The sequence below is a fragment of the Kitasatospora sp. NPDC094016 genome (assembly GCF_040304045.1).
Lineage (GTDB): Bacteria > Actinomycetota > Actinomycetes > Streptomycetales > Streptomycetaceae > Kitasatospora.
Genome location: NZ_JBEOUK010000009.1, coordinates 1 through 25198, shown reverse-complemented (window position 1 = coordinate 25198; position 25198 = coordinate 1). Strand labels below are relative to the sequence as shown.

The window sequence follows — 25198 nt, the reverse complement described above, 5'->3', positions numbered from 1 at the left end:
CCACCCGCAGCGGGCAGCCAGCACCATGTCGTCGTCACCGTCGTCCAGCGTCATCGAGGCCCGCAAGGCCCTCGCCGCCCGCCTGGTGGCCTTGCGCAAGGACGCAGGCCTGACCGGCGACGAACTGTCCGCCCGCTGCGGCTGGCACCCGGCGAAGACCTCCCGGATCCAGAGCGGCAAGTCCGCCCCCTCCGAAGACGACCTGCGCGCCTGGTGCACCGCCTGCGCCGCCGACGGCCAGGTCCCCGACCTCATCGCCGCCGCCCGCGCGGTCGACTCGATGTACACCGACTGGCGCCGCATGGAACGTACCGGGCTGCGTGCCGCCCAGGAGTCCGTCGCCGCCCTCTACAGCCGCACCGGCCACTTCCGCGTCTACGCCAGCCGCGTCCTGCCGGGCATGGTGCAGACCCCCGAGTACACCACCGCCGTCCTGCGCTCGATCCAGCGCGCCCGGGTCGAGGTCGACGACGTCGCCGACGCGGTGGAGGCCCGGCTGGAGCGCCAGCGGATGCTGTTCTCCGGTCGGCACCGCTTCGGCCTGCTGATCGAGGAGTGGGTGCTGCGCGCCGCGGTGTGCGCCCCGGAGACGATGGCGGCCCAGCTCGGCCACCTCCTCGCCGTCTCCTCCAGCCCGTTCGTCAGCGTCGGCGTCATCCCCACCGGACCCGGCCGCCCGCACTTGCCGGTTGAAGACTTCTACCTGTTCGACGAGGACGAGGTGGCCGTCGAGCTGACCTCCGGCTACCTGCGGATCACCCAGCCGCGCGAGATCGCCGACTACGTGCGCACCTTCACCGACCTGGCATCCATGGCCGTCCACGGCGTGCAAGCCCGTCAGCTGATCACCGCCGCCATAGCCACTCTCGGGTGACTTCGCGCAAGAAGTCGCAACCTCGTTGAGGGCCCGGCCGCATACTCCCTACCGTCGATCCGTTGCCCACGGGGAGTGGACCGGACACCCTGGCCCGCCGGGGTGTGGGCGGCGAGTTGGGGCCGCTGCGCGCGCCCTCCCCCCCCGTCGGGTCCGCGCAGCCGTCACCGCCGACGAGAGAGCGGAGTACCGCCGTGGCCGCGCACCCCATACCCCGCCCACCGGCCACGTCTGCGGTCGCACTCGGGCAGCGCCGGCGGGTGCGAGGCACACGGTGACCGCGGCCGTCGAGGCCCCGCCGCGCACCGAGGCTGCCGACCAGACGAGAGCCCTGCTGCCGTACGAGCCGCAGTCCGCCGCCGCGGCCCGGCGCCTGGTGCGCACGACACTGCGCGCGTGGGGGCTGGACGACCTGGTCGAGGCCGGCGAACTCGTCGTCAGCGAGCTGGCGGGTAGCGCGGCGAAGACCGGGTGCCAGCGGAAGATGACGGTCGCCATCGAGCGGATCACCGACCGGTGCGTGCGGATCAGCGTCCGCGACGGCTCCCGTGCCTTGCCCTGCCTGATCGACGCGGGCCTGGCCGCCGTGTCGGGCCGCGGCATGGCCCTGGTCCACCACCTCACCGGCGGGCACTGGAGCGTGACCTTGGAGCCGCTCGGCAAGACCGTGCACGCGGATCTACGCACCCGCCCGACGTAGCCCCCACCACCTGCCCCGGTGCGCCGGGGCGGCCCTCTACTCCTCCCGGACCTCGGGAGGGCACCATCACAGCGACGACAAGGAGCGCGGCATGGACATCGAGGCAGTCGACGGCGGTGGCTCGGGCGGCGACGGGGGTGGCGGGGGCGACGGGCACCCGGGCGCTCCGTGGACGCCGCCGTCCGACCCGCCGTCCCCGGACGGTACCACCCCGCCCGGGGACGGGGGACACCGCAAGTGACGCTCGCACCTGAGCAGGAGGGCCGCCCCGCGCCGGGGCGGCCCTTCCCCGTCGCGGACGCCTGGGCGCCGGCCTTCGACGCGGTCCCACGCTCGCTGTTCCTGCCGGCCATGGTCTGGGCGCATGACATGGCCACCGGGAAGAGCCGACCCGTCGACCGCACCACCGATGAGCGGGGCTGGCTGGCGGCGGCGGCCGCGGACATCCCGATCGTCACGCAGTGGGACGACGGCGAGCACCAGGGCGTGGAGCCCGGCACCGTGCCGACCAGCTCGGCATCACAGCCGTCGCTGGTCGCCTCGATGCTGGACGACCTCCGGGTCGAGCCGGGGATGCGGGTGCTGGAGCAGGGCACCGGCACCGGCTGGAACGCCGCCCTGCTGAGCCACCGGCTCGGCGACGCGAACGTGACCACGGTCGAGATCGACCCCCAGGTGTCCGCCCAGGCCCGTGCCGCGCTGCACTCCGCCGACTACCGGCCGACCGTCGTCTGCGCGGACGGCGCGCTCGGTCACCCGCCCGGCGCCCCGTACGACCGGATCACCGCGACCTACGGGCTTCGCCAGATCCCGCAGGCGTGGATCGAACAGACCCGGCCCGGCGGGCTGATCCTGGCGCCGTTCGGCACCCACTACTCCAACGCCGACGCCCTGATCCGCCTCACCGTCCAGGCCGACGGCACCGCGTCCGGCCCGTTCCTCCAGCCGGTCGAGTTCATGAAGATGCGCTCCCAGCGCCTCCAGTGGCCGCAGAACCCCGCCGACGGCGGCACCCTCGCCGAGACCACGACCACCGCGGCGCTGCCTACGCACGGCAAGTTCGACCCGTTCCCGCTCGCCGCCGGCCTGCGGCTGCGGGACGCCGTCCACGCGATCCAGCCGCACGAGGACGGCGCCCGCACGCTGTGGCTCTACTCCCTCACCACCCCGGCCTGGTCGGCGACGACATTCCGCGACGGCGAGGACGAGCACCTGGCCCGCCAGTACGGCGGCCGCCGCCTGTGGGACGACTTCGAGCGGACCCTCACCTGGTGGCACCGGGCGGGCGAGCCCGGCGTCGACCGGCTCGGACTCACCGTCACCCCCCAGGGCTGGCACGCCTGGCTCGACGAGCCCGCCCAGCCGATCTGACCAGCCCTCCAGCCCGGTCCGGTGCCGTGGACCGTCTCGCGGCACCGGACCCGTCACCGAACCCCGCCCGCCCCGGCGGGCGCACACGGAAGGGGATTCCCAATGATGCTGTCAAGTCGCTGTGAGGGGCTCTTGGGCGCTTCCTCATGCCGCGACGGCAGCTGGTTCGGACGGACGGGCCTCGAAGGTTCGGCTGTCGCGTATGAGGGCCCAGAGCACGTTCAGGCGGCGTCTGGCGAGGGCCAGGATTGCCTGCTTGTGAGACTTTCCCTCGTTGCGCTTGCGCCGGTAGAACGTCTTGGAGACGGGGCAGTGCACGGCGGCGACCTGGGCAGACAGGTAGAACATCCGCAGGAGTCTTCGGCTGTAGCGGCGGGGCCGGCGGAGGTTGCCGCTGACCTTGCCGGAGTCCCGGGGGACGGGTGCGAGGCCGGCGACGCCGGCGAGGCGGTCGGGACTGCCGAAGGCGGTCATGTCGCCACCGGTGCCGGCGCCGAGCATGTCGCCGATGCCGGGCATGCTGGTGATCACCTCGGCGTGGGGGTGCTCGCGAAACCGTCCCGCGATCAGGTCCTCGAGCTCGGCGATCTCCTGGTCGAGGGACATCACCTCCCTGGCCAGGGTGCGGACCATCCTCGCGGCGGTCTTCTCCCCGGGGACGGAGGTGGACTGGGCTTCAGCGGCGGTGATCGCGGCGTCAGCGGCGCTCCTGGCGCCGGTGATCGTCCGGACGCCGTGGTTCTTCAGCCAGGCCGCCAGCCGGGCCCGGCCGATGCGGCGCAAGGCGGCGGGTGTCTGGTAGCCCGTCAGGAGGACCAGCGCGCTCTTGGAGACGCTGTAGTCGAAGGCCCGCTCCAGTGCGGGGAAGTACTCCGGCATCTGGGCGCGGAGCCGGTTGATCGCGCGGGTGCGGTCGGCCGACAGGTCGATGCGGCGGGCGGTCAGGATCCGCAGGTCCACCGCGATCTCGCCGGTCTGCTCCAGCGGTTGCAGGTCGCGGCGCATGCGGGCGGTGTCGGCGATGACGAAGGCGTCCTTGGCGTCCGTCTTTCCGCTGCCCCGGTAGGCGGCCGAGGCGTGGTGCACGGTCCGGCCGGGGATGTAGAGAAGCTTCTGCCCGTGGCCGACCAGGAGGGCGATCCACAACGCGGCACCGCCCGAGTTCAGGTCGACGGCCCAGGTCACTGGGGAGCCACCGGCCAACTCCAGGACGTCGCCCAGCAGCTCCAGCAGTTCGGCCTCGTTGTTCGGCACTCGCCGGGAGAGCACCGTCTTCCCGTCCGTGTCGATCGCCGTGCAATGGTGCTCGGCCTTGCCCGCGTCCGTCCCGGCCCACAGTTCGGGCACCAGGTCCTCCTCCGTCGACGTGCCTGTCCTCGATCCCAGCAGACGACCTCGCCGACGTTTCCATACGAGCGATGCGGTTCGCGTATCCCAATCAGCGGCCGAGTCGTCGCGGGGAGTCGGGCGGCCAATCCCCTTGAGCCACAACAGCGGCGAGCACATGGCAGCCACACCCGAATCCCCTGGGTGTCCCGATCTTACGAATGATCCGAACTGACCCACGAAGAAAGGTATGGAAGCGCATGGAACGCCGGCCGATGGACCTGGACACCTACAGCGAGCACGCCCAGAACGGGCCCTGCTTCATCTGCTGCCTCGTCGAAGGCGACCCCGCCTATGCCCACGAGATCGTCTACGAGACCGAGCAGCACCTGGCCTTCCTCGACAAGTGGCCCGTCCTGCCCGGCAAGCTCCTCGTCGTGCCCAAGCAGCACATCGAGCACGTCGTCACCGACCTCACCGAGGACGACTACCTCGCCATGATGCGCACCCTACGGCTGGTCGCCCTCGCCGCCGAGGACGTCCTCGGCGGCGAACGCACCTACCTCTTCTCCCTCGGCTCCCAGGACGGCAACAGTCACCTCCACTGGCACATCGCCCGCCTCCCGCACGGAATCCCCTACGAACAGCAGCAGTTCGACGCCCTCGCCTTCACCAACGGCGTCCTCACCTACACCTCCACCGAACGCACCGACCTCGCCGACCGGCTGCGCCAGGCCGTCGCGGCCCGCGCCACCGCGGCCAGCTGACCGGCCGTTGCCCAACCAGGCGCCCGCTCCCGGCAGCGGTCCCCGGTCACCGTCCGAGGTGCTCATGCGGGAATCCACTTCGGCCACCAACCCGGGATATTGCTTGAGGGGCAGAGGCCGGTGTCGCTGACCGCTCCGGGAATAGTGCCGATCCATGCAAAATGGCACCAGGCCATAACGAGTAAGGCAACCACGGCTACTGCCGGAGGCAGCAGCGAACAGATCCCCCGACTTTTTGATCTGCGCACGGCGAGGAATGCAAGTCCGTGAGCGGCTAACGCGACAAAGAGGCCTGCCATGATCGAGAGCGGCAGCTCGTAGTGCCAGATGCTGTCCTACTTGCTGTACTCCTCCTGGTATGAGCCGCAGTACTTGCGGGCTGAGTCCGCAAGTGCCCACGAGCCGATACCTCCGGCCACCCCGAGGAGGGCTGTCAGGCAGCCTGGCGCGCAACTTGGTCCTGAAGGCTTGTTCACCTCCCGAAGGACGTGCGGGGATGCGCCGCGGTTCCCTATGGGCGGGCGGTGGGACCTTTATGAAATATTGCCAGATTTGACCTTTACTTGACCTAGTGTTGGGATGTTCAAAATCCGACAAAAGGTGGCATTTTGGTATTTAGCGGCAAAGTATGATTCTCTCGACGCGCGGCCATTCCCAATAGTGCGAGTGATTGAACACCAGCAATTCATTTGATTGCCCATCGAGGCCTACGTATGGTCGATCGTGTTCGGCGGAGTTGCGAATTCCGAACGGGGAACTTCTAGCCTTTGGGGGAATGCGTGAGGTTTGTCACGCGCGCAGAGTGGGGCGCTCGGCCGCCCAAGAACGGGCACCCGGAAATCGCCACGAACAAGGGCGTCAAGATCCACTACTTCGGCTCCCTCTTCGTCGGAGTCGAGCACGGCCAGTGCCCGCGGAAGATGCGCGAGACCCAGTCCGAGCACATGGACGGAAACGGGTGGGCCGACATCGGGTACAGCCTGGCCGTGTGCCAGCACGGCTACGTGTACGAGGGCCGGGGCAAGAACGCACAGAACTCGGCCAACGGAAACCCGGACCTCAACCGCGACCACTACGCGGTGCCGCCAAACAACTCGCCGGCCTCGCCACCGCACCACTGCGCCGCCCCGCCCTGCACGTCCACCTCGGCGCCCCGCTCCACCTAAACGGCGACATCCCCACGGCGACCGAGAGCGCCCACCGCGCCGTCACCGACGCCTGGCGCACCGCCCGCCGACACCACCCCGCCACGACCGGGTGAGGATCCGCGCCGCGCCGCCCCCTTGAGTACGGGAGAGACACCCGACCGTGCGCGCCGAGCCGACGACAATGTGCTGCTCCGCAGGGCCGGCGCCCAGTCAACAAACCGCTACCGTCGATCGATTCGGGACTGGTAGCGTCCCGGACGTGGCAAAGCTGAACCAGATCATCGCCGTTGAAAAGGGCGTCAAGTCCAAGTCCTTCCAGGAGCTGACGCAGGCCCACCAGGACCTGCAGAAGCCCGCGCTGCTGGCCGGGATCTCCCGGACCTACCAGCCCAAGGACGAGGAGGGCGAGCAGCTGCCGCCGGAGTCGACCCGGGTGCAGCTGAAGGCCGAGGACATCCTGCGCTCCACCGCGAACACCCTCACCCGGCTCTTCGACGTGACGGCCACCAAGGACTGGGCCAACGTCGGCGCCGGCGCCGACGTGGTGGTGGACGGCCAGGTGCTCCTGACCCGGGTGCCGGTGCCGTACCTGCTCTTCCTGGAGAAGCAGCTCACCGACCTGTCCACCTTCGTGCGCAAGCTTCCGGTGCTGGACGCCTCCGAGTCCTGGAACCTCGACCCGTCCACCGACTCCTGGAAGACCGAGCCGGTGCGCACCATCCGGACCAAGAAGGTGCCGCGCAACCACGTCAAGGCCGAGGCCACCGAGAAGCACCCGGCTCAGGTCGAGGTCTACTACGAGGACATCGCGGTCGGCTACTGGACCACGGTCAAGTTCTCGGGCGCGCTGCCCGCCCGCCGGGTGAACGAGCTCGCCGAGCGGGTGGACAAGCTCCAGCAGGCGGTCAAGTTCGCCCGCGAGGAGGCCAACGCCGCCGAGGTCACCGACCAGCGGGTGGGCGACGCCGTCTTCGGCTACCTGTTCCGGTAGCCTCACGATCACCCGCCCGGGGAGCCGAGCGGGTGCACCGCGCGCCGAGGACCTCGCCCGGGGAGCCGGGCGGGCCCGCTGCGCGGTGCGAAAGCTGACACTGACGTTGAAGCTGACCAGGGGTCACAGTGGAGGTTCGAATCCTTCCCCCGGCACCACCGGCCGGGGTAGCCCAAGCCAGGCAGAGGCGGGCCCCGTCAATCTCAGACTCTCGCTCCAGTCTCAGCATTCGCCGCCGAACACCGGATCGACCGGGTGCGGACGACCATCGACGAATGCAGGTTCAAGTCCTGTCTGTGCCGCTCCGTGGCACGGTAGTTCAAAGGCAGAACGCGTCGATTTCACACTGATCCGCGACCCTTAAACGTGCCGGTGTGCGCAATTGGGCGGCAAACAGGGGCCCGGGAGCAGGCTACGCTCCCGGGTCCTCTCACATTCCCTGCACGGCGCGGGGCGCCCGCCACGATCGGGGCGCGCCCGAGCGCAGATCCAGCAGGCCGCGACGGGGACCGCGAGGTGATCGACGCCATCGCACGCTGGCGAAGCCCTCTGCCGGGCCCACCGTCAAGGCGTGCACGCTCCGGGCGTGCCGGTGGGGCGCGGGCACCGGGCCGGCCCCGCCCGGGCCGGTCCACCCGCAGCGACGCGCAAGCGCCATCACCGGTGCACCGGCGCCTGGCCGTCGAGCCGTGAGGCCGCCCGCGCGCGCCGGGCCTTGGGCCGGAGGGAGAACCACGATGACTCTTCGATGGGAGGCGTTCCTGGAGGAGGTCCGGGAACGCGGTGAGTACGGCGGACGGTAGGTTTCCCCAGCACCCGCCCGCCGACACCACCCCGCCACGACCGGGTGAGGGCCCCCGCCGCGCTCCCACGGCCGCAGGGGCCCGGCGCCCCGGTTCGACACCCCGGTTCGATACCCCGCGTCGACGCCCCGGTCCCGGTCCCGGTCCCGGTCCCGGTCCCGGTCCCGGGCGCGCCGCGGCGCCCGCGCCCGCACCCCGCCGCCTAGGGTCGACGCCAGGAGGTGGAGCATGCGGGTGGGCCTGCACGCGCTCGGCATCGGTGACGGCGCCCGGCCGGAGGTGATCCGGGCCGTGGCGGTGGCGGCCGAGGCGCACGGCTTCGCGCGGCTGTGGTGCGGCGAGCACGTGGTCCTCGTCGACGAGCCCGACTCCCGCTACCCCTACTCCGCGGACGGCCGGATCGCCGTCCCCGCGGACGCGGACTGGCTGGACCCGCTGCTCGCCCTGGGCTTCGCCGCGGCCGTCACCAGCCGGATCGAACTCGCCACCGGCGTGCTCCTGCTGCCCGAGCACAACCCCGTCGTGGTCGCCAAGCAGGCCGCCACCCTCGACGTCCTGTCCGCCGGCCGCTTCGGCCTCGGCGTCGGAGTCGGCTGGTCGGCCGAGGAGTTCGCCGCGCTCGGCGTCCCCTTCGCCGCACGCGGCCGCCGCACCGACGAGTACCTCGCCGCGATCCGCATCCTCTGGGCCGACGACCCGGCCTCCTTCGCGGGGGAGTTCACCCGCTTCGACGCGATCCGGGTCAACCCCAAGCCGCTGCGCGGCGCCCGGCTGCCGGTCCTGGTCGGCGGGAACGGCGACGCCGCGCTGCGCCGTGCGGCGGCCCTCGCCGACGGCTGGTACGGCTTCAACGTGCCCGTGGCCGACATCCCGGCACGCGTCGCCGTCCTGGCCGACGCGTGCGCCCGCCGCGGCCGCGCCCTCGGGGACCTCACGGTCGCCGTCGCGCCGAGCGACGCCACCCCGGAAGACCTGCCCGGGCTCGCCGCAGCGGGCGTCACCGAACTCGTCGTCGTCGCCGCGCCCCCGGCGGCTCCCGGCGAGGCCGCCACCTGGGTCGCCGAACTCGCCCGCAGATGGATCCGCCCGGGCGGATGACCCGCGCGCACCGCCGGCCACCTCCTGCCGACCAGGGCGCCGCGCCCCCGGAGCCACCTCACCGCCACGGCGTCCTCCGGCGGCGCAGCCGGTTCGTGCACGCGATGGTCGGACGGGGGCCGACCCCACACAGCGTCACCCACCACCATCGAGAACGTGGACGGAAACCACGTCATCCAGGACCTCGACGGCGGGGTCCGGGCCAAGTCCGCCTTCCGGCAACGAAGTCGATCGGGCGTCGGCGGTGCCGACCGCCGCCGCGACCCGCCCCGGGGGCCGAACCGCGCTCGCTCCACCCGTCGGCAGTGAGCCGGTACACCGTCAAGTCCGCTCAGGTGCCGAAGCCTCACGCACACCGCCGTCCCCGTCGACGCCCCGACCGCCGGGCTCCGACCGGTGGGGATATCCCCACCCCCACCCCACCAGCGGCCACCATGGTTCGCCTGCACCCGACTTCCTAGCGTGGATCACACCGACGACTTCATGCAGGAAGGCCCCACGATGGCACGCCGCTCGCCCGAGCCCAGCACGATCCCGAACGACCCGACCACGGCCCCCGCCATCCACCTGCGCGGCGTCCACCGCACCTACCGCAGCGGCCGCACCGCGGTCCACGCCCTGCGCGGCATCGACCTCGCCCTCGCGCACGGCACCTTCACCGCCGTGATGGGCCCCTCCGGGTCCGGCAAGTCCACCTTCCTCCAGTGCGCCGCGGGCCTGGAGCGCCCGGACTCCGGCGAGATCCGCCTCGGCGGCCAGGACATCACCGGCCTCAACGAGAACCAGCTCACCAGGCTGCGCCGCACCCGGATCGGCTTCGTCTTCCAGTCCTTCAACCTGCTCCCCTCGCTCACCGTCGAGCAGAACGTGCTGCTGCCGCTGCGCCTGGCCGGCCGGCGTCAGGACACCCGGCAGGCCCGGGAACTGCTCGCCCAGGTCGGCCTGGGCGAGCACCACGCCCGGCGCCCCGGCCAGCTCTCCGGCGGCCAGCAGCAGCGCGTGGCCATCGCCCGGGCGCTGATCACCCGCCCCGACGTGGTCTTCGCCGACGAGCCCACCGGCGCGCTGGACACCCGCACCGCCCACGAGGTGCTCGGCCTGCTGCGGCACGCGGTGGACGCCCTGGGCGCCACCGTCGTCATGGTGACCCACGACCCGGTGGCGGCCTCGGCCGCCGACCAGACCCTCTTCCTCCTCGACGGCACGCTCGCCGACCGGCTGGAGCGCCCCACCCCGCAGGCTGTCGCCGACCACCTGGCCGCACTGACCGCCCGCACCACCCAGCCCGCCCCGACCGCCCAGCCCGCCCCGACCGCCCCGACGGCCCTGACCGGCCTGACCGCCCGCCAGGCCGCCCCGCTGGGAGCCACGGCATGACCAACGGCCTGGCCCGTGCCTCGATCCGGTTCCGACCCGCGTCCTTCGCCGGCACCCTGATCGCCCTGCTCCTCGGCTCCGCCGTCATCACCGCCTGCGGCCTGCTCCTGCAGACCGGCCTGACCGCCAAGCTCCCACCCGCCCGGTACGCGAACACACCCGTCCTCGTCGCCGGCGACACCACCGTCCGCACGACGTTCACGGCCGGCGGGGAGACCTCCCAGGCCCAGAGCACCCCGCTGTCCGAACGCGCCCGCCTGGACGCCACGACCGTCGCCGCGATCGCCGCCCTGCCCGGCGTCGCCGCAGCCCGCCCGGACAGCGCCTTCCCCCTCCCCGCCGCCGACGGCCACCCCGCGCTCACCGGCCGCGACTTCGCCGCCCTCGGCATCGCCGGCCCCGCCGACCGCCTCCTCGAAGGCCACCCGCCCGGCCCCGACGAAGTGGTCCTGGACACCGACACCGCGCACGCCGCCCACCTCGCACCCGGCGCCGGCCTCACCCTCACCGCCCCCGGCGCCACCGCGACCTACCGCCTCGCCGGCCTGGCCGCCGCCCAACCCACCGGCCCCACCGCCTGGTTCGCCGCCCCCACCGCCGACCGCCTCGGCGGCCACCCCGGCCTGATCGACGCGATCGCCGTACAGCCGCGCCCCGGCACCAGCACCACCGACCTCGCCGCCCAGGTCCGCCAGGCCGTCGGAACCGGCGCCGACGTCCTCACCGGCGACGACCGCGCCGCCGCCGAACAGCCCTCCCTCGGCCTGGCCCGCGAACTCCTCTACGCCGTCGGCGGCAGCTTCGGCGCCTACGCCGCCATGACCGCGATCTTCGTCGTCCTGAGCACCGTCGCACTCGCCACCGGCCAGCGCGCCCGCGAGTTCGCCCTGCTGCGCGCCATCGGCGCCACCCCGCGACAGATCCGCCGCACCATCGCCACCGAGGCCGCGCTCGTCGCCCCCCTCGCCGCCGCCCTCGGCATCCTGCCCGGACTCGCCTTCGCCCGCTGGTGGTTCGACGCACTGGTCTCACGCGGCGCGATCCCGGCCGGCATCCACCTCGACATCGGCCCGCTGCCGATGCTCGCCGCCGTCCTCACCTGCACCCTGTCCGCACTGACCGCCGGCTTCCTGGCCGCCCGCCGCCCCTCCAGGCTGCGCCCGGGCCAGGCACTGGGCCAGGCCGCCGTCGAACCCGGCCTGCCCGGCGTGGTGCGCACCGCGTTCGGCCTGCTCCTGGCCGCCGGCGGCGTGACCACCGCCGTCCTCAGCTCCGCCCTGGACGGCTCGAAGGCCGCCGCCAGCGCCCAGGGCACCGTCATCTGCTTCATGATCGCCGTCGCCCTGCTCGGCCCCTGGGTGGCCCGCCTGGCCTCCGCCGCTCTGGGCCCGGCCCTGCGCACCGGCGGCGCACCCGGCTCCCTGGCCGCCGACCACACCCGGGCCAACGCCCGCCGCCTGGCCTCCGCGATCACCCCGATCGTCCTGGTCACCGCGTTCTGCGGCACCCTGCTCTTCATCCAGAGCACGATCAGCCACGTCAGCGGCGAGAACGTGCGCAGCGGCATCACCGCCGAGCACGTCCTCGCCCCCGCCGACCACAGCCCCGGCCTGCCCCCCGGCACCGCCCAACGGGCGGCCGGCGTAGCGGGCGTGGACGCCGCGGTGGGCGTCCTGCGCACCTCGGTGCTCTACAGCAGCAGCAAGGCCATCGGCACCGCCACCGCGCTGGGCGTCGACGGCGACCCGGCGGCACTGTCCAAGGTGCTCGACCTCGGGGTACGGCAGGGCTCGCTCGCCGACCTCGGCCGCACCGCCGACACCGTCGCGCTGGACACCGGCCTGGCCGACGCGATGGACGCCCGGGTCGGCGACCGGGTACCGATCTGGCTCGGCGACGGCACCACCGCGCACCCCACCGTGGTCGCCACCTACGAGCGCGGGCTCGGCTTCGGCCGGGCCCTGCTGCCGCGGGCCGCCGTGGCCGCCCACGTCAGCGCCGGCTACGACAGCCAGGTCCTGGTCACCGACCGCCCGGACGCGGACCGCGCCGCCGTGGCCGCCCAGCTGCGCGCACTGGCCGACGGCGCCACCGTCACCGACCGGGCCGCCTTCATCGCCCACGCGGACCTGATGACCGAACTCAATGCCTGGGCCAACACCGTGATGGCCGCCGTCCTCGGCGGCTTCGCCGCGATCACCGCCGCCAACACCCTGGTCATGACCGCACTCGACCGGCGCCGCGAGGTCGCGCTGCTGCGCCTGGCCGGCACCACCCGGCGCCAGGTGCGCTCGATGATGCGCTGGGAGGCCCTGCTGGTCGCCGCCACCGGCCTGGCGATCGGCGCGGTCATCTCCTGGCTCACCCTCGTGCCGGTCACCCGGGCCGTCGCGGGCACCTCGCCGTACGTCCCGCCGGGCCTGGCGCTCCCGCTCGCCGCCGGCGCCGTGCTGCTCTGCCTCGCCGCGACCGGCCTGCCCACCCGGGCCCTGCTGCGCGGCCGCCCGGCGGTGGCTGGCGGCGGCCCCGCGTAGCGCCCGCCCGGGCCCTACGGCACGCGCGCCGCGGCCGTGCCCGCCGTCCGCCGGCTTCGAGTCCGGCCGGCGGACGCCGGGCACGATCGAGGCAGAGGACGCCGATCTGACCGATGGTCATGCCGAACGCCCCAGGTCGGTGATCCCGGAACACCCGGGGCGGGAGCCCTGCCGCCTCCTGCCGCTTGGTGCGCGCGGGGGGATCCGCCGTGCGCACCGTCAACCCGCCGGCTTCCTGCATGTTCATGGACCCATCGTGGCAGCACCTGAGCGTCGGCCCGGACGACCGCCCCGCCCTCCGCGTCGGGATCGGCGCCGGGGGCGTGGAGGCGGACCGGCGTCGGCGTCGTCTCGCCGAGGGCGGTGGGATCCGCTCCGCCGGTCGCGATGGCGGGTGGCGCCGTAGCCGGTGGGTGGAGCACGGCGTCGGCAGGGGCCGTCTGCGCGGCGGCGGTGCAGGTCAGCACTCCGTTGTGCAGCACCAGGCGGTAGCGGGTGCCGGTGTCGGTCAGGTCGAGGTCGAGGTCGAGGTCGAGTGCGAGGTGTTCGCGCCAGCAGTGCCGGCTGTTCACGCGGACCGCGAGGGCGTCGAGCACCTGTTCCGGTGTGAGCTGGGCGAGTACGTCGGGCGTGACGGGCGACACGGGGGTGCCGAAGCCGCCGTGGCGCAGCTCGTACGCTCCGGAGAGGTAGGCGCAGCGCCAGGTGCCGTTCTCCGCACCGTAGCCGAGCTGCTCGTAGGTGTCGGCGAGCAGTTCCCGCGCGGCCTCGTGGTCCGGCTGAGCGAACACCACGTGGTTGAGCACCTCGGCGACCCAGCGGAAGTCGCCGATTCTGACGCCTCGGGCGGGACTTGGTCGTTCGCGACCGCACGTGAGGCGGCCGAGTTCCCCGTGGCCGAGTTCCCCGTGGTCGAGTTCCCCGTGGTCGAGGTCCCAGAGGTCCCAGAGGTCCCGGCCGCCCAGGCGCGCTCGGCGGCCGGGAGCGGAGCCGGGGCGTTCACCGGGCGTAGGCCACCTCGGGGAAGTCGGGGGAGGGGCCGTCGAGGAGCTGTCCGCGGTGGCGGAGGTGGAGGTCGAAGAAGGCGCGCGGGTAGGCGCGTTGGAAGGCCTGTGCCCGGTGGCCGGGGATCGTTCCGACCTCGTCCTCCAGGTCGGGCGGTGACATGCCCAGGAGCGGGGCGATCAGCGGCAGGATCAGCTCGTCGTCGCCGAAGGACTGGTGTGCGGCTCCCCGTACGGTCAGGTGCAGGCGCCAGCCGCGCAGGTGCGACCAGAACGTGCGCAGGGCGGGGTTGTTGTCCATGCCGCCCTTGCCCGGGGTGTCCACGACCAGGAACGGGCGGTCGAGTCCGGCGGTGACGACGGGGCCGGCCGCGCCGCCGTCCAGGCTCGCTCCGGCCGTGATCCGTCGGTCGGTGTGCATGGTCGCGGCGGTGGTGGCGCCGCCCAGGGAGTGGCCGAGCATTCCGACGCGCTGCAGGTCCAGTGCCCGGCGCAGGCCGGCGGGCAGCGGGGCGGGGCGGGCGCCGGGGTGGCCGCCCGAGTACAGGACGGCGAGCCGGTCCAGGACGAAGCGGATGTCGGCGGTGCGGACCGCGAGGGCCTTGGCGGAGTCGCCGATGCCGCCGGGCGGGCTCGTCTCGACGCGTCCGCCGGGGAAGGCGACCGCCGCCGCGTCGTAGGTGTGGTCGACGGTGACGACCAGGAAGCCGTGGCTGGCGAGGTCTTCCACGACGCCGGTGCCGAACGAGCGCGACGCGTCGGCGCCGGGGGAGTAGAGCACGACCGGCAGGGGGCCGGGCGGGCCGCCGACGGGGGCGCCCTGGTGGCCGTGGGTGTTCCCCAGGTGTACCCGGCCGGGGGGCACGCCGAGGAGGTCCAGGTACCGGTCGGCCGCGGCGGCGGGCATCCAGGGCGCGGTGGTGCGGGCCGTGCCGCCGCGGGCGGGGTACCAGATGCTGATCATCAGCTCGCGGCAGGGGCGGGAGGGCACCCAGGGGTCCGGCCGCGCGGTGTCGGCCAGGTGCAGCGCGACCGTGCCCACCGGGTACGGCCCGTCGGGGGCGGGCAGTTGGAACCGCACGGGTTCCTCCTGCCCCGGGTGTGCGACGGCCGCCGGGTGTGCGACGGCCGCCGGGTGTGCGACGGCCGCCGGCGCGAGCGGGCCCAGGGCCGTGGCGGCGGCCAGTGCGGTGCACGAGGACAGCAGAGTTCTCCGGTTCATGCGCTCCACTGTCGCGCCCGGCGGGCCCGGCGGCTTCGCCTGCGGGGAGGAGCCCGGTGTCAGCCCAGGAGGGTAGGGCGGGCATCGGCCGCGCGGATGACTCCGCCCGTGGGATGACGTCCTGCGGGCTGACGGGCCCCGGGCCCCGCTTGGATAGCGTGGCGGGCATGGGTGATGGGCAGTCACGGCCGCTGGTGGCCGGGCGTCTGCGGGACGGGCAGTGGCACGGCGTGGACACGGTCGCGGCCGTGCTCCTGGCCCTGGCGTTCGGCGCGGGCGAGACGCACCGCGGCGGCTGGGTGGCGGGGGCCGTGGCGGCGGCGGTGTGGCTGCCGGTCGCGCTGCGGCGAAGGCGGCCCGTCCGGGTGCTGTACACGGTCTTGGCCGGAGCGGTCCTCGCCCTGGCGTTCACCGGATGGGAGCAGTCCTGGCTCCCCGTCGGGGCGGTCCTGTACACGGTGGGGGCGCGGGAGGCCCGGGGCCGCTCCGTGACGGCGCTCGGCTGCTCGCTGGGCGCCGTCGCGGCGACCACGGCCCTGGCACCGCGGCCGGTCCCGGTGCCGGCCTCCGGGGCCGCGGTTGCCGTTGGGGCCGTGGGGGGCGTCGTCTTCGCGTCGTTGATGATGACCCTGCCCTGGCTGGTGGGCACCGCGCTGAGGGAGCAGCGCTCGTACGCGGAACTCGCCGCCCGGCAGGCCGTGACGGACGAGCGCCTGCGGATCGCCCGCGAGCTGCACGACGTGGTGGCCCATCACCTGACGGTCATCGCGGTCCGGGCCGAGGTGGCCTGCGCGGTCGCTTCCGGCGACCCGCAGGAGGCCGGGCGCACCCTCGCACTGGTCGGGTCGGCGGGCCGCACGGCGCTCACCGAGATGCGCCGCATGCTCGGCGTCCTGCGATCGCCCGGTGACGGAGCCGAGTTGGGGGCCGCCCCCGGCCTGGCGGACCTGCCGGCGCTCGCGGCCGGTGCGGGCCCGCGCGTGGAGCTGTCCGTCGACCCGGGTCCGCCGCTGCCCCCGGGGGTGGAGCTGGCGGTCTACCGGATCGTCCAGGAGGCCCTCACCAACGCGGTCAGGCACGCGGGATCGGCGCCCTGCCGGGTGAGCCTGTCCCGGACGGGCCCCGGGGCGGTGGAGGTCGAGGTCGTCAACGACGCGCCGCTCCGGACCCCGTCCCGCTTACCGTCCCGTTTACCGCTCCGGGTGCCGTCCAGGAGTTCCGGTGGCGGGCACGGGCTCGTCGGGATGCGGGAACGGGCGGCGATGTGCGGCGGGACCCTCTCGGCCGGACCCCTGGCGGCGGGTGGGTTCCGGGTGCACGCGCGCCTGCCCTGCGCACCGGAGGCGGCACGGTGAACCGGCCGGTCCGGGTCCTCATCGCCGACAACCAGGCGCTGTTGCGCACGGGCTTTCGGCTGCTGATCGAGAGCGTGCCGGACCTCACCGTCGCGGGCGAGGCCGCCGGCGGCGGGCAGGCCGTCGAACTCGCCCTGCGGCTGCGGCCCGACGTGGTGCTGATGGACGTACGGATGCCGGGGATGGACGGCCTGGAGGCGACCCGGCGCATCTGCGCGGACCCGGACGCCGCCGGTACCCGCGTGCTGGTCCTCACCACGTTCGACCTGGACGAGTACGTGTACGCGGCACTGCGCGCCGGGGCCAGCGGGTTCCTCCTGAAGGACATCCTGCCCGCCGACCTGCTGACGGCCCTGCGGGTGGTCGCCGCCGGCGACGCCCTGCTCGCACCCGCCGTCACCCGCCGTCTGATCCGCGAGTTCGCCGCACGCCGCGAGCCGTACCCGCGGCCCGCCCCGGAGCCGGCGGGCGTGACCCCGCGGGAACGGGAGGTCCTCCTGCTCGTGGCCCGGGGGCTGCCCAACCCCGCGATCGCCGCGCACCTGGGGCTGAGCGTCGCGACCGTCAAGACGCACGTGCGGCGGCTGCTGGCCAAGCTCCACGCCCACGACCGGGCCCAGATGGTCGCCATCGCCTACGAGACGGGCATGGTCACCGCGGGCGGGTACCCCCCGCCCGCATGCCCGCGCCCCGCCGGCCGCGACGGCGGACCCGAGCAGGACGTCCCCGGCGGTCCGTAGGCTCCGCACACGGCGTCCCCGCCGGCATCGTGCATCCGCTACACCCTGCAACTGGACACGGTGTCGCTGCCCAAGACGGCCAACCCCGAGCACATGCGCTCCAACGCCCAGGTCGGCTTCGAGGTCTCCGGCGCCGACATGGACGTCCTGCGAGAGCTACGCGACGTGGACTACGGCGAGCACGACGTCTTCCCCGTCTACGGCCGTAAGCCCGGCTGAGCCCGTGCCAGGACGTCAGGACGTCAGGACGTCAGGACGGTGCCGCCGCGGTGGCCGGCGCAGCCCCGACTCCTGCACTTCCCGGAGAGCGTCACGACCCCGGCTTGAGGACGACCCGGCCCACGAGGTCGGTGCTGTTCTCCAGCAGCGCGTGTGCCCGATCGGCCTGGGACAGGGGAAAGCGTGCGGCGATCCGGATGCCGATCAGTCCCCGGGCCAGCAGGTCCAGGACGTCGAGGGCATCGCGATGGCGGGCACCGCGCACACCGACGACCGTCATCTCCAAGCGGGTGAGATCGCTCATCGTGAGCGGCAGGTACCCGCCCGTGCGCTGGTTGCCGGCCGCCGGACAGATCGTGCCGCCCAACCGCAGGGCGTCGACCGCCAGTCGGAAGAGGTCCGCGTCACCGGTGAAGTCGACGGCGTGGTCGAACCCGGTCCCGGCGGTCCAGTCCCGCAGCTCGGCCGCAGCCGCCGCCCGATCGGCGGTGACCACCACGTGGTCCGCGCCCGTCTCCTTCAGGAGGGCGGCCTTGTCGGCATGCCGGGTCGTCACGGCGACCCGGGCGCCGGCCATCCGGGCCAGGCGGACGGTGGCTTCCCCCATCCCCCCGGAGGCGCCGCACACCAGCACGGTCTCACCGAGCCGCACGCGCAGCCGGTCCAGAACGAGGCGGTGCGAGGTCGCGTACGGCCAGAGCAGCACCGCCGCCTGCTCCAGGTCGACGTGTGCCGGCAGCGGCAGCCAGAGCCGCTGATCACGCACCAGGTACTGCGCGTACGAGCCGAGACCGGCGTGGCCGGGCACGTCGACTCCGGTCGACAGGTTGCCCAGGCCCCGGTAGGTCTGCGACGCGTACGGATTCTCCGGGTGCACCACAGCGACGACGGGATCCCCCGGCCGGAACCCGGCCACCTCGTCTCCCACCGCCATGACGGTGCCCGCGGCCTCGCGGCCGAGTTGCTGGGGCATCGGCAGCGCGCGCCGGCCGGGCAGCCGCTCCCCGGACAGCTGCCCCGAGCGGTACTTGAGGTCCCAGCCCGAGACCGAGGCGGTGTCGACGGCGACCATGACATCGCGGGGTCCCGGTGGCGGGAGCGGGTAGTCGGCATGGACCAACTCCTCGGGTCCGCCGTGTTCGAAGACCCGAACCGCCTTCGTGGTGGTGGGCAACTGGCTGTCGGTGGTCATGAGCGGGCCTTTCCGATGTTCCGATGTAGGGACCGGCGGGTACCCGGCCCGGAGGTTGCTCTGCGCGAGGCGCTCGGCCGCGCCGACCGTGCTGTCGAGCGCCTCGGCGGGCCCAGGGGTCTTTCTGCGGGCTCAGGAGTCCTTCGGCGGGATCACGGGCACGAGCAGGTACGAGGGGTGGCGGCCGCCGGTGTGCACCGTGTTGGTTCCCGTGGCGTGGGCCCGGTCGACGGGGTCGTCGTGCCGGAAGCGGGTGGGGTCGCTGCGGTCGGCGGCCTGGATCACGAGCCCCAGCCGGTGGCCCGCCGCGAAGACCCTGCTGGTGGGCAGGATCTCGACCGCCGCCTCGACCGGGACCCCGGGCTGGAGCGGGCTGCGGCTGTCGTGGCGGTGCACCGGACGGTAGGGCTCGGTCCGGGTCTCGTCGAGCTCGCGGTGCGAGACCCGCAGCCAGCCCTTCACCACCGGGCCGCGGTTCCCGATGCCCGAGGCGTCCTCGAAGGTCACCTCCTTGCCCTCGGCGTCGATGTCGATCAGCGTGACGAACAGGTCCATGTCCTCGGTGTCCGCGCTGACCCACACGTGCAGCGCGGACGGGCCGGTGAGTTCGACGTCCTCGGTGAACGGGGCGGTGAACAGCGTGACACCGCCGGTGGGTGCCGGGTAGTCGACGCGTGCCTCGGCGGCGGGTGCTTCGGTGTCCAGGGAGCCGCGCTCGGCGTCCAGGTACAGGCGGGTCCATACGGTGCGCGCGATCGGCCATTCGGACTCGGCGCGCACGAAGGAGCCGCAGGGGTCGCGGATGGTCAGGCGCACCGGCGGCTCGTCCTGCCAGGCCGTTTCGTCGCCGGCCACGAAGCGGTCCAGGAAGCGCTTCTGGTAGAGCCGGCTCTCCTCGGTGTAAAAGGGCGTGAAGTGGTTGCCGTCGTGGATCTCCAGCCACTTGTGCGCGGAGCCGACGCCGAGGTAGCCCTCGACGTTGCCGCGCAGGTGCAGTGGATAGCCGGTCCAGTTGCCCGACGACAGCACCGGAACGGTGATCTTCGAGAGGTCGACCTCGCGGGCCCGGTAGTACGCCTTCAGCAGCGCGTGCTCGCGGAACTCGCCCGGCAGCCCGGCGTTGCCCTCCACGGCACGCTCCGGGTTGGGTGCGCCGGCGGGCAGGGCGCTCTGGTTGCCGGTGATCTGACGGGTCCACCACTCGTCGGTGAACAGGTTGCTCAGGATGCCGCCGTGGTGCGACCAGTCCCGGTAGATGTCGACCGCGCCCTCCCACGGCACGATCGCGGCCAGGTGCGGCGGCTGCAGCGCCGCGACGTGCCACTGTCCGACGGCGTAGTAGGAGATGCCCAGCAGGCCCACCTTGCCGGTGCTCCACGGTTGCACGCCGGCCCACTCGATCGCGTCGTGGTAGTCCTCCCGTTCGGTGGGCGAGAACAGCGCCATCCTGCCCCCGGAGCGTCCGGTGCCGCGCTGGTCGACCCGGACCACGGCGTAGCCGCGCGGCACCCACCATTCGGGGTTCGGCGTCTCCCAGGTCATGTGGGGGCCCTGCTCGTCGATCAGGCCGTAGGCGTGGGCGTTGAAGTCGGCGAAGTGGATGTCCTTGCCGTACGGGCCGTGCACCATCAGGACCGGGTGCGGGCCCGGCTGCGCCGGGCGGAACACGTCGGCGCGGAGCACGGTGCCGTCCCGGGTGGGGACCGGCACGTTCTTCTCGATCGTCATCTCGGCTGCTGCGGACACCGGGGCCTCCTCGGTCCTTGCCAGAATCTCAACTGCTTTATAAAGTACTTTACATCTACTGAGGGCGCAACGAGGAGAACGGCCATGACCGGCATCACCCATCTGCGCAGCATCGACATCGCGGCCACCGACCCCGCGGAGCTGTTGCCCTTCTACGAGCGGACCTGGGGTCTCGAACAGGTCCCCGACCCGACCGCCCCGGACGGGGGGATCGCCCTGCGGGCCCGCGGCACCGAACACCACGTGCTGCGACTGGTTCCGGGCGCCGGACGCGCGCTCGGGCGGATCGCGCTCGGCGCGGCGACGCCCGCCGACGTCGACCGGGTCGCGGCGAAGGCCGGCGCGGCCGGCGCGGCCGTGCTCACCGAACCCGGTGTGCGGGCCGACGGCGGCTACACGGTCGAGCTCAGCGATCCGGAGGGCCGCGTGCTCGAAGTCGGCACCGGCCTGCCGGAGCACCGCGAACCCGCGCGCCGGGCCTTCGGCCCGGACCGGCTCAGCCACGTCGTGCTGAACTCACCTGACCTGGACGCCGCCAGGACCTTCTACACCGACGTGCTGGGTTTCACGGTCTCCGACACCTACGAGAACGACCTGATGGTCTTCCTGCGCTGCAACTCCCAGCACCACTGCGTGGTCCTGGCGCCGGGCGAGTGGGCCACGCTGAACCACGTCGCCTTCGAGGTCCGCGACACCGACGAGGTGATGCGCTCGCTCGGCCGGATGCGCAAGGCCGGATTCGACACCATCTGGGGCCCCGGCCGCCACGGACCGGGCGGGAACGTCTTCTGCTACTTCCAGGATCCGGTCGGCAACGTCATCGAGTACACCTCGGACCTGATCGAGGTCGGCCCCGACTGGCAGGCGCACGCCTGGCCGCGCACCCAGGAGAACGCCGACGTCTGGGGCACCAGCGGCGGCATCACCCCCACCGTCGCCCGCGCGATGGCCAACCCCCCGACGGGAGCGCAACGATGAAGGCGATCGTGATCGACCGGTTCGGCGCGCCCGAGGTACTGCGCACCACGCGGCTGCCCGATCCCGAGCCCGGCCCCGGCGAGGTGCGCGTGCGGGTCGGCGCCGCGACGGTCTCCCGCACGAAGGACGTCGCCGTGCGGGCTGGCCGGCCTCCCTTCGCCGAGCAGGTCCGCACCTTCCCGCACGTGCTCGGCACCGAGCACGCCGGAGTCGTCGACGCGGTCGGCGAGGGGGTGGACACCGCCCTGCTCGGCGCCCGGGTCGCGGTCACCTCGGCGCTGACCTGCGGGCGCTGCCGGTACTGCGCGCAGGGCCGCGAGGAGGCCTGCCCCGCATTCCGCCTGCTCGGCATCCACCGCCCCGGCAGCTACGCCGAGTTCACCGCCGTACCGGCGGTGAACGTCCAGGTGATCCCGGACGGGATCACCCTGGCCCAGGCGGCCTCACTGGCCGTCAACGGCGTCGTCGCCGCGGCGCAGCTGGCCGCGGTCGGCGCCGGGCCGGACACGACGCTGCTGGTGCTCGGGGCCGGCGGCGCGCTCGGCTCGACCGTCGCCGCGCTGGCCGCCTCCCGCGGAAGCCGGGTGATCGCGGTCGCACGGGACCCGGGCCGGCTGGCGGGCCTTCCGCTGACCGCGGCGATCGACTCCGGCACGCACGACCTCACCGGCCGACTCCGGTCCGCCGCCGGCGACGACGGAATCGACTGCGTCATCGACAACCTCGGAATCCCGGCGCTGTGGGACGCCTACCTGCCCGCGCTGGCGCGAGCCGCGGTGGTCGTCGTCTCCGGCGCGATAGCCGATGACCCGGTGCCACTGCGGTTCCGGCAGCTGTACCTCCACAGCCATGCGATCGTCGGCGTGCGCACCGCCAACCGGACGCACCGCGATAACCTCTGGACCGAGGTGTCCGCCGGGTTCCGGCCGCCGGACGGCTTCGTCCACCCCACCCCCTGGGACCAGGCCGCCGCCGCCCACACCCGGATCGAGGCCGGACGCTCCGGCGGCCAGATCGTGCTCGAGTTCCCGGGGGTCACCGAAAGGCCGCGCCGATGACCCGGAGAGAGACAGTGCCCCGCCGAGAACCGCACCCCGTCGCACCCCGCACCCGCACCGCCTTCCTGGTCCGGCTGCTGTCGAACACGCTCAGCCAGCAGGTGGAACGCGCCCTGAAACCGCTGTCGCTGACCCAGGCCCAACTCGCGGCCCTGGCCCAGCTCACCTTCACCGACGAGGGCTGGCTCTCGGGCGCCGAACTGGGCCGCCGGGCCGGGGTCACCGCGCAGGCCATGTCCGCCGCGATCACCGACCTGGAACGACGCGGCCTGGTGCGCCGCAGCCCGCACCCCACCCAGGGGCGCATCCAGCGGGTCCACATCACCGAGGACGGGGTGCAGTTGCTCGACCGGGCACAGCAGGCGACCGAGCCCGTCGACGCCCGCGCACTGGCGCTGCTCACCGAAACCGAGCGCGACCAGTTCCGCAGCCTGCTGCTGCGCGTCATGACCGGCGCCGGGTGCGCGCCCACGGCGGAGGAGATGCCGGGCGAGTGAGTCCGGCCAAGTCCCGTCCGGGACGGCACCGGGGCCTGCCGGCCCCGACCACTACGAGCCGTCAACCGGCGCCTGGCGGGCGGCCGTCCAGACCCGGGCGCTGCGCAGCGAGGCCGGGTCGCCGCAGCCCGGCCCGTGCGCCCCGGGCCGCCCGGACTGGCCTGCCGTCTCTTGCGCCGCGGGCCGCGCTGGTCGGGCGCGCGGTGTGGGCCCGTGAGTCGGGGCCGGAGATGCTGGCCGGCCGTCAGCAGTGTCGGTGGTGCGCGCTACAGTGACGGTGGTGTACGGACGGCCCTGCGGCCGCCAACGCCTCAGCTGTGTCAGTCGCTTGGAGTGAAGTGCCCCGTCATCTCGACCCCGGGGTCGCGAAGGCGTACATGATCGCCAAGGGAGTCTGGCCGATATCGATGTGGCCCCACCAGCTCCAAGCCCTGGCTGAGCGTCTGCGTGGAGTGCGGTGAGTTCGTCAGGCCGATCTGCCGCAACGTCATGCAGCCCGGCCCGCAGAGGCTGCGACCCGTGCGGTCGCGCCCGCGCCGCCGTGCAGTGCAACGTCCCGGCCCACGTCATGAGTGCCGCCGGAGTGGAACCGCCGGAGGATCACCCGGGGGTTGACATCCCTTGGCGGAGCCTGTGCAGGAGCGCTCTGTGCCCGGGTCTGTGGGAAGGGGATCCGGCGGCCCACGCCTGTCGGGCGCCCGCAGGTTCCACCGGCGCTGTCGGTAACGGGAGTTAGGGTGACCAGGCCGGTGGTCAGGCCGGGACGTGAGGGGGCCGGGAGAGGCGGGGCGGGCGATCCCCGGCCCGTCCCCGCTGGACTTCCTGCCGTTGACCGGCTCCGGCAAGGGCGTCCTGCCCGGCACGTTCCGCCTCGGCGCCACCCCGGGCCTGTCGAAAGTCGAGGGCGTCCAGGCCATGCTGACCGTCGTCGACTGGCTCGAACGCGACCAGCCCATCAACCCGGCCCGCCACATCAAGGGCTACGACGCCAACGCCGTCGACGGCAAGTAGGAGAGACCCGTGGAGGAGATCACCGACGCCATCGACCGGGCCGCCCCCGAACACTTCACCCAGGCCCTGCCCAAGTCCGCACAGGCCTAGATGCGCGCCCTCGTACGGGCCGCCAGGGGCGACAAGAAAGCCGTCGCGGACCGCCTGGGCATCGACCCGAACACCGTGCGCCGCTACCTCAAGGGCGAGCGCAAGCACCCCCGCGCCGCGCTGCGCGAGGCCCTGAAACGCGAGGTCCAACGAGTGTGGCAGCCCGGCATCCGCCGCCGGGCCCGCAAGAAGGCCGCCACCAGCACGGGCATCACCGTCGAGGTGTGGGCCTACTTCGGCTACACCGCCCCCGTCGGCACCACCGACGAGGCCCGGCTGCGGCACCTGACCGTCCACCTCCCACCCGTCTACGCCGACCGCCTCTTCACCGCCCAGGACCAGGGCGCCGGTGACCAACAGATGCGCGCCATCATGGCCGAGGGATTCCAGGAAACCTACTTCAAGGACGGCGGCCGCGCCGCCGGACTCGAAGTCGAGTTCACCGGAATCCAGGCGATCGACGTCCAGTACTGACACTACACAGTGCATCATTACGATGCGCCGAAGCGTGCCACCCACATCTGAGGTAGCACGCTTCGGCGCATGTCGACGTCCCGGGGGTGAATGGTGACGGGCGCTCAGGGGTGGGCGGAGCGAAGCGGAGTCCACCAGGCTCAGGATGGTGTCGGTGTTGACCTGTTGTGAGATGGGGTGAGGTCAAATGGTGGGATGTGGGCCGGAGTTACTGGGCTTACACAGTGCACGAGCGATGCGTCACCTCCGGTTAGCGCACTGAGTTCCGCTTGCGGAATTCAGAGCCCCCGCTTGCGGGGGAACACGCCGGAGCGCAGCGGAGGCGTGTCCTACCTTCGACTTGCCGGCGGTGAATTCCCGCTTGCGGGAATTCAATCCTCGCGCAAGCGCGAGGATTTCATCCGGAGCGCAGCGGAGGCGTACTGCTCTCGGAGCGAAGCGGAGAGAGCAGGGCCCTGCGAAGCAGGGGAATTCCGCTTGCGGAATTCTATTCCCGCGCTTGCGCGGGGATTTCGCTGGAGCGAAGCGGAGGCGTTCGTCCCCGCGCAAGCGGGGATTGCGCCGAAGCGAAGCGGAGGCGTTCGCTGTCCGGCGGCTTGCCGCCGGGGTACCCGCTCCGCGGG

23 protein-coding genes and 1 tRNA gene are annotated in these 25198 nt (G+C 73.1%); 19 read left to right on the top strand and 5 right to left on the bottom strand.

Annotation, left to right across the window (positions count from 1 at the left end; all coding sequences use genetic code 11):
- Positions 1 to 25: 25 nt before the first annotated feature.
- The 4 genes from ABT015_RS11455 (at position 26) to ABT015_RS11440 (ending at position 2945) form a co-directional block, all read left to right on the top strand.
- Positions 26 to 874, top strand: coding sequence for a helix-turn-helix domain-containing protein (locus tag ABT015_RS11455; RefSeq protein WP_350878541.1), 849 nt, complete (start codon positions 26 to 28; stop codon positions 872 to 874).
- Positions 875 to 1148: 274 nt separating this feature from the next.
- Complete coding sequence (locus tag ABT015_RS11450) at positions 1149 to 1574, top strand: ATP-binding protein (RefSeq protein ID WP_350878540.1); 426 nt, start codon at positions 1149 to 1151, stop codon at positions 1572 to 1574.
- Between the two features lie 91 nt (positions 1575 to 1665).
- Positions 1666 to 1815: a hypothetical protein gene (locus ABT015_RS11445; RefSeq protein WP_350878539.1), complete on the top strand. Its 150-nt coding sequence runs from the start codon at positions 1666 to 1668 to the stop codon at positions 1813 to 1815.
- On the top strand, positions 1812 to 2945 hold the full coding sequence (locus ABT015_RS11440; RefSeq protein ID WP_350878538.1) for a methyltransferase domain-containing protein: 1134 nt from the start codon (positions 1812 to 1814) through the stop codon (positions 2943 to 2945). The genes ABT015_RS11445 and ABT015_RS11440 overlap by 4 nt, the downstream gene beginning before the upstream one ends.
- 144 nt (positions 2946 to 3089) lie before the next feature.
- Here ABT015_RS11440 and ABT015_RS11435 read toward each other — a convergent pair whose 3' ends face one another.
- Positions 3090 to 4292: an IS110 family RNA-guided transposase gene (locus ABT015_RS11435; RefSeq protein ID WP_502897288.1), complete on the bottom strand. Its 1203-nt coding sequence runs from the start codon at positions 4290 to 4292 to the stop codon at positions 3090 to 3092.
- Between the two features lie 239 nt (positions 4293 to 4531).
- On the opposite strand from ABT015_RS11435, the gene ABT015_RS11430 reads away from it, so the two are divergent.
- The 7 genes from ABT015_RS11430 to ABT015_RS11395 all read left to right on the top strand — a co-directional run bounded on the left by ABT015_RS11430 (position 4532) and on the right by ABT015_RS11395 (position 12989).
- Entirely contained in the window at positions 4532 to 5038 is a 507-nt protein-coding gene (locus ABT015_RS11430) for an HIT family protein (protein ID WP_350878537.1), read from the top strand.
- A gap of 779 nt (positions 5039 to 5817) precedes the next feature.
- The gene (locus ABT015_RS11425) at positions 5818 to 6204 is read left to right on the top strand and encodes a peptidoglycan recognition protein family protein (RefSeq protein ID WP_350878784.1); all 387 of its coding nucleotides are present in this window, start codon (positions 5818 to 5820) and stop codon (positions 6202 to 6204) included.
- 241 nt (positions 6205 to 6445) lie between these two features.
- Positions 6446 to 7177, top strand: coding sequence for a DUF7873 family protein (locus tag ABT015_RS11415; RefSeq protein ID WP_350878535.1), 732 nt, complete (start codon positions 6446 to 6448; stop codon positions 7175 to 7177).
- A 64-nt stretch (positions 7178 to 7241) separates the two neighbouring features.
- A tRNA-Phe gene (locus ABT015_RS11410) sits at positions 7242 to 7335 on the top strand.
- Positions 7336 to 8208: 873 nt separating this feature from the next.
- Positions 8209 to 9078, top strand: a complete 870-nt coding sequence (locus tag ABT015_RS11405; protein WP_350878533.1) for an LLM class F420-dependent oxidoreductase — start codon at positions 8209 to 8211, stop codon at positions 9076 to 9078.
- A gap of 501 nt (positions 9079 to 9579) precedes the next feature.
- Positions 9580 to 10455, top strand: a complete 876-nt coding sequence (locus tag ABT015_RS11400; protein ID WP_350878761.1) for an ABC transporter ATP-binding protein — start codon at positions 9580 to 9582, stop codon at positions 10453 to 10455.
- Entirely contained in the window at positions 10452 to 12989 is a 2538-nt protein-coding gene (locus tag ABT015_RS11395) for an FtsX-like permease family protein (RefSeq protein ID WP_350878532.1), read from the top strand. Before ABT015_RS11400 ends, ABT015_RS11395 begins: the two co-directional genes overlap by 4 nt.
- Positions 12990 to 13003: 14 nt before the next feature.
- Here the strand turns inward: ABT015_RS11395 and ABT015_RS11390 are convergent, their stop codons facing one another.
- Positions 13004 to 13783 (bottom strand): alkyl sulfatase C-terminal domain-containing protein, encoded by a 780-nt coding sequence (locus tag ABT015_RS11390; protein ID WP_502897287.1) that lies wholly within the window; start codon positions 13781 to 13783, stop codon positions 13004 to 13006.
- Positions 13784 to 13988: 205 nt separating this feature from the next.
- Positions 13989 to 15215, bottom strand: coding sequence for an alpha/beta hydrolase family protein (locus ABT015_RS11385; RefSeq protein WP_350878530.1), 1227 nt, complete (start codon positions 15213 to 15215; stop codon positions 13989 to 13991).
- A gap of 167 nt (positions 15216 to 15382) precedes the next feature.
- On the opposite strand from ABT015_RS11385, the gene ABT015_RS11380 reads away from it, so the two are divergent.
- From ABT015_RS11380 to ABT015_RS11370, 3 genes are read left to right on the top strand one after another with little or no spacing between them, the layout of a single operon-like run.
- Positions 15383 to 16570 carry a sensor histidine kinase gene (locus ABT015_RS11380; protein ID WP_350878529.1) on the top strand — a complete coding sequence of 396 codons (1188 nt, stop codon included), beginning with the start codon at positions 15383 to 15385 and terminating at the stop codon, positions 16568 to 16570.
- Positions 16567 to 17310 (top strand): response regulator, encoded by a 744-nt coding sequence (locus ABT015_RS11375; protein ID WP_350878528.1) that lies wholly within the window; start codon positions 16567 to 16569, stop codon positions 17308 to 17310. Before ABT015_RS11380 ends, ABT015_RS11375 begins: the two co-directional genes overlap by 4 nt.
- A gap of 60 nt (positions 17311 to 17370) precedes the next feature.
- Positions 17371 to 17529 (top strand): hypothetical protein, encoded by a 159-nt coding sequence (locus ABT015_RS11370; protein ID WP_502897286.1) that lies wholly within the window; start codon positions 17371 to 17373, stop codon positions 17527 to 17529.
- Positions 17530 to 17620: 91 nt separating this feature from the next.
- Here the strand turns inward: ABT015_RS11370 and ABT015_RS11365 are convergent, their stop codons facing one another.
- Both ABT015_RS11365 and ABT015_RS11360 read right to left on the bottom strand, forming a co-directional pair.
- Positions 17621 to 18721, bottom strand: coding sequence for a quinone oxidoreductase family protein (locus tag ABT015_RS11365; RefSeq protein WP_350878526.1), 1101 nt, complete (start codon positions 18719 to 18721; stop codon positions 17621 to 17623).
- 132 nt (positions 18722 to 18853) lie between these two features.
- Complete coding sequence (locus ABT015_RS11360; protein WP_350878524.1) at positions 18854 to 20467, bottom strand: CocE/NonD family hydrolase; 1614 nt, start codon at positions 20465 to 20467, stop codon at positions 18854 to 18856.
- A gap of 84 nt (positions 20468 to 20551) precedes the next feature.
- Here ABT015_RS11360 and ABT015_RS11355 point away from each other — a divergent pair, with 84 nt between their 5' ends.
- From ABT015_RS11355 to tpg, 5 genes are all read left to right on the top strand, one after another.
- On the top strand, positions 20552 to 21445 hold the full coding sequence (locus ABT015_RS11355) for a VOC family protein (protein ID WP_350878522.1): 894 nt from the start codon (positions 20552 to 20554) through the stop codon (positions 21443 to 21445).
- Positions 21442 to 22503 carry an alcohol dehydrogenase catalytic domain-containing protein gene (locus ABT015_RS11350; protein WP_350878520.1) on the top strand — a complete coding sequence of 354 codons (1062 nt, stop codon included), beginning with the start codon at positions 21442 to 21444 and terminating at the stop codon, positions 22501 to 22503. Before ABT015_RS11355 ends, ABT015_RS11350 begins: the two co-directional genes overlap by 4 nt.
- A 14-nt stretch (positions 22504 to 22517) precedes the next feature.
- Complete coding sequence (locus ABT015_RS11345; protein ID WP_350878518.1) at positions 22518 to 23000, top strand: MarR family winged helix-turn-helix transcriptional regulator; 483 nt, start codon at positions 22518 to 22520, stop codon at positions 22998 to 23000.
- A 765-nt stretch (positions 23001 to 23765) separates the two neighbouring features.
- The gene (locus tag ABT015_RS11340) at positions 23766 to 24011 is read left to right on the top strand and encodes a hypothetical protein (protein WP_350878516.1); all 246 of its coding nucleotides are present in this window, start codon (positions 23766 to 23768) and stop codon (positions 24009 to 24011) included.
- 90 nt (positions 24012 to 24101) lie between these two features.
- Positions 24102 to 24575: a telomere-protecting terminal protein Tpg gene (tpg, locus tag ABT015_RS11335; RefSeq protein WP_350878513.1), complete on the top strand. Its 474-nt coding sequence runs from the start codon at positions 24102 to 24104 to the stop codon at positions 24573 to 24575.
- The last annotated feature ends 623 nt before the right edge of the window (positions 24576 to 25198 follow it).

Bases quoted from the DNA above. Each gene is read 5' to 3' on its own strand.
- ABT015_RS11445 (WP_350878539.1), top strand. From the start codon at position 1,666: ATGGACATCGAGGCAGTCGACGGCGGTGGCTCGGGCGGCGACGGGGGT.
- ABT015_RS11400 (WP_350878761.1), top strand. From the start codon at position 9,580: ATGGCACGCCGCTCGCCCGAGCCCAGCACGATCCCGAACGACCCGACC.
- ABT015_RS11365 (WP_350878526.1), bottom strand. From the start codon at position 18,721: ATGACCACCGACAGCCAGTTGCCCACCACCACGAAGGCGGTTCGGGTC.
- ABT015_RS11380 (WP_350878529.1), top strand. From the start codon at position 15,383: ATGGGTGATGGGCAGTCACGGCCGCTGGTGGCCGGGCGTCTGCGGGAC.
- ABT015_RS11385 (WP_350878530.1), bottom strand. From the start codon at position 15,215: ATGAACCGGAGAACTCTGCTGTCCTCGTGCACCGCACTGGCCGCCGCC.
- tpg (WP_350878513.1), top strand. From the start codon at position 24,102: ATGCGCGCCCTCGTACGGGCCGCCAGGGGCGACAAGAAAGCCGTCGCG.
- ABT015_RS11405 (WP_350878533.1), top strand. From the start codon at position 8,209: ATGCGGGTGGGCCTGCACGCGCTCGGCATCGGTGACGGCGCCCGGCCG.
- ABT015_RS11455 (WP_350878541.1), top strand. From the start codon at position 26: ATGTCGTCGTCACCGTCGTCCAGCGTCATCGAGGCCCGCAAGGCCCTC.
- ABT015_RS11430 (WP_350878537.1), top strand. From the start codon at position 4,532: ATGGAACGCCGGCCGATGGACCTGGACACCTACAGCGAGCACGCCCAG.
- ABT015_RS11350 (WP_350878520.1), top strand. From the start codon at position 21,442: ATGAAGGCGATCGTGATCGACCGGTTCGGCGCGCCCGAGGTACTGCGC.
- ABT015_RS11395 (WP_350878532.1), top strand. From the start codon at position 10,452: ATGACCAACGGCCTGGCCCGTGCCTCGATCCGGTTCCGACCCGCGTCC.
- ABT015_RS11355 (WP_350878522.1), top strand. From the start codon at position 20,552: ATGACCGGCATCACCCATCTGCGCAGCATCGACATCGCGGCCACCGAC.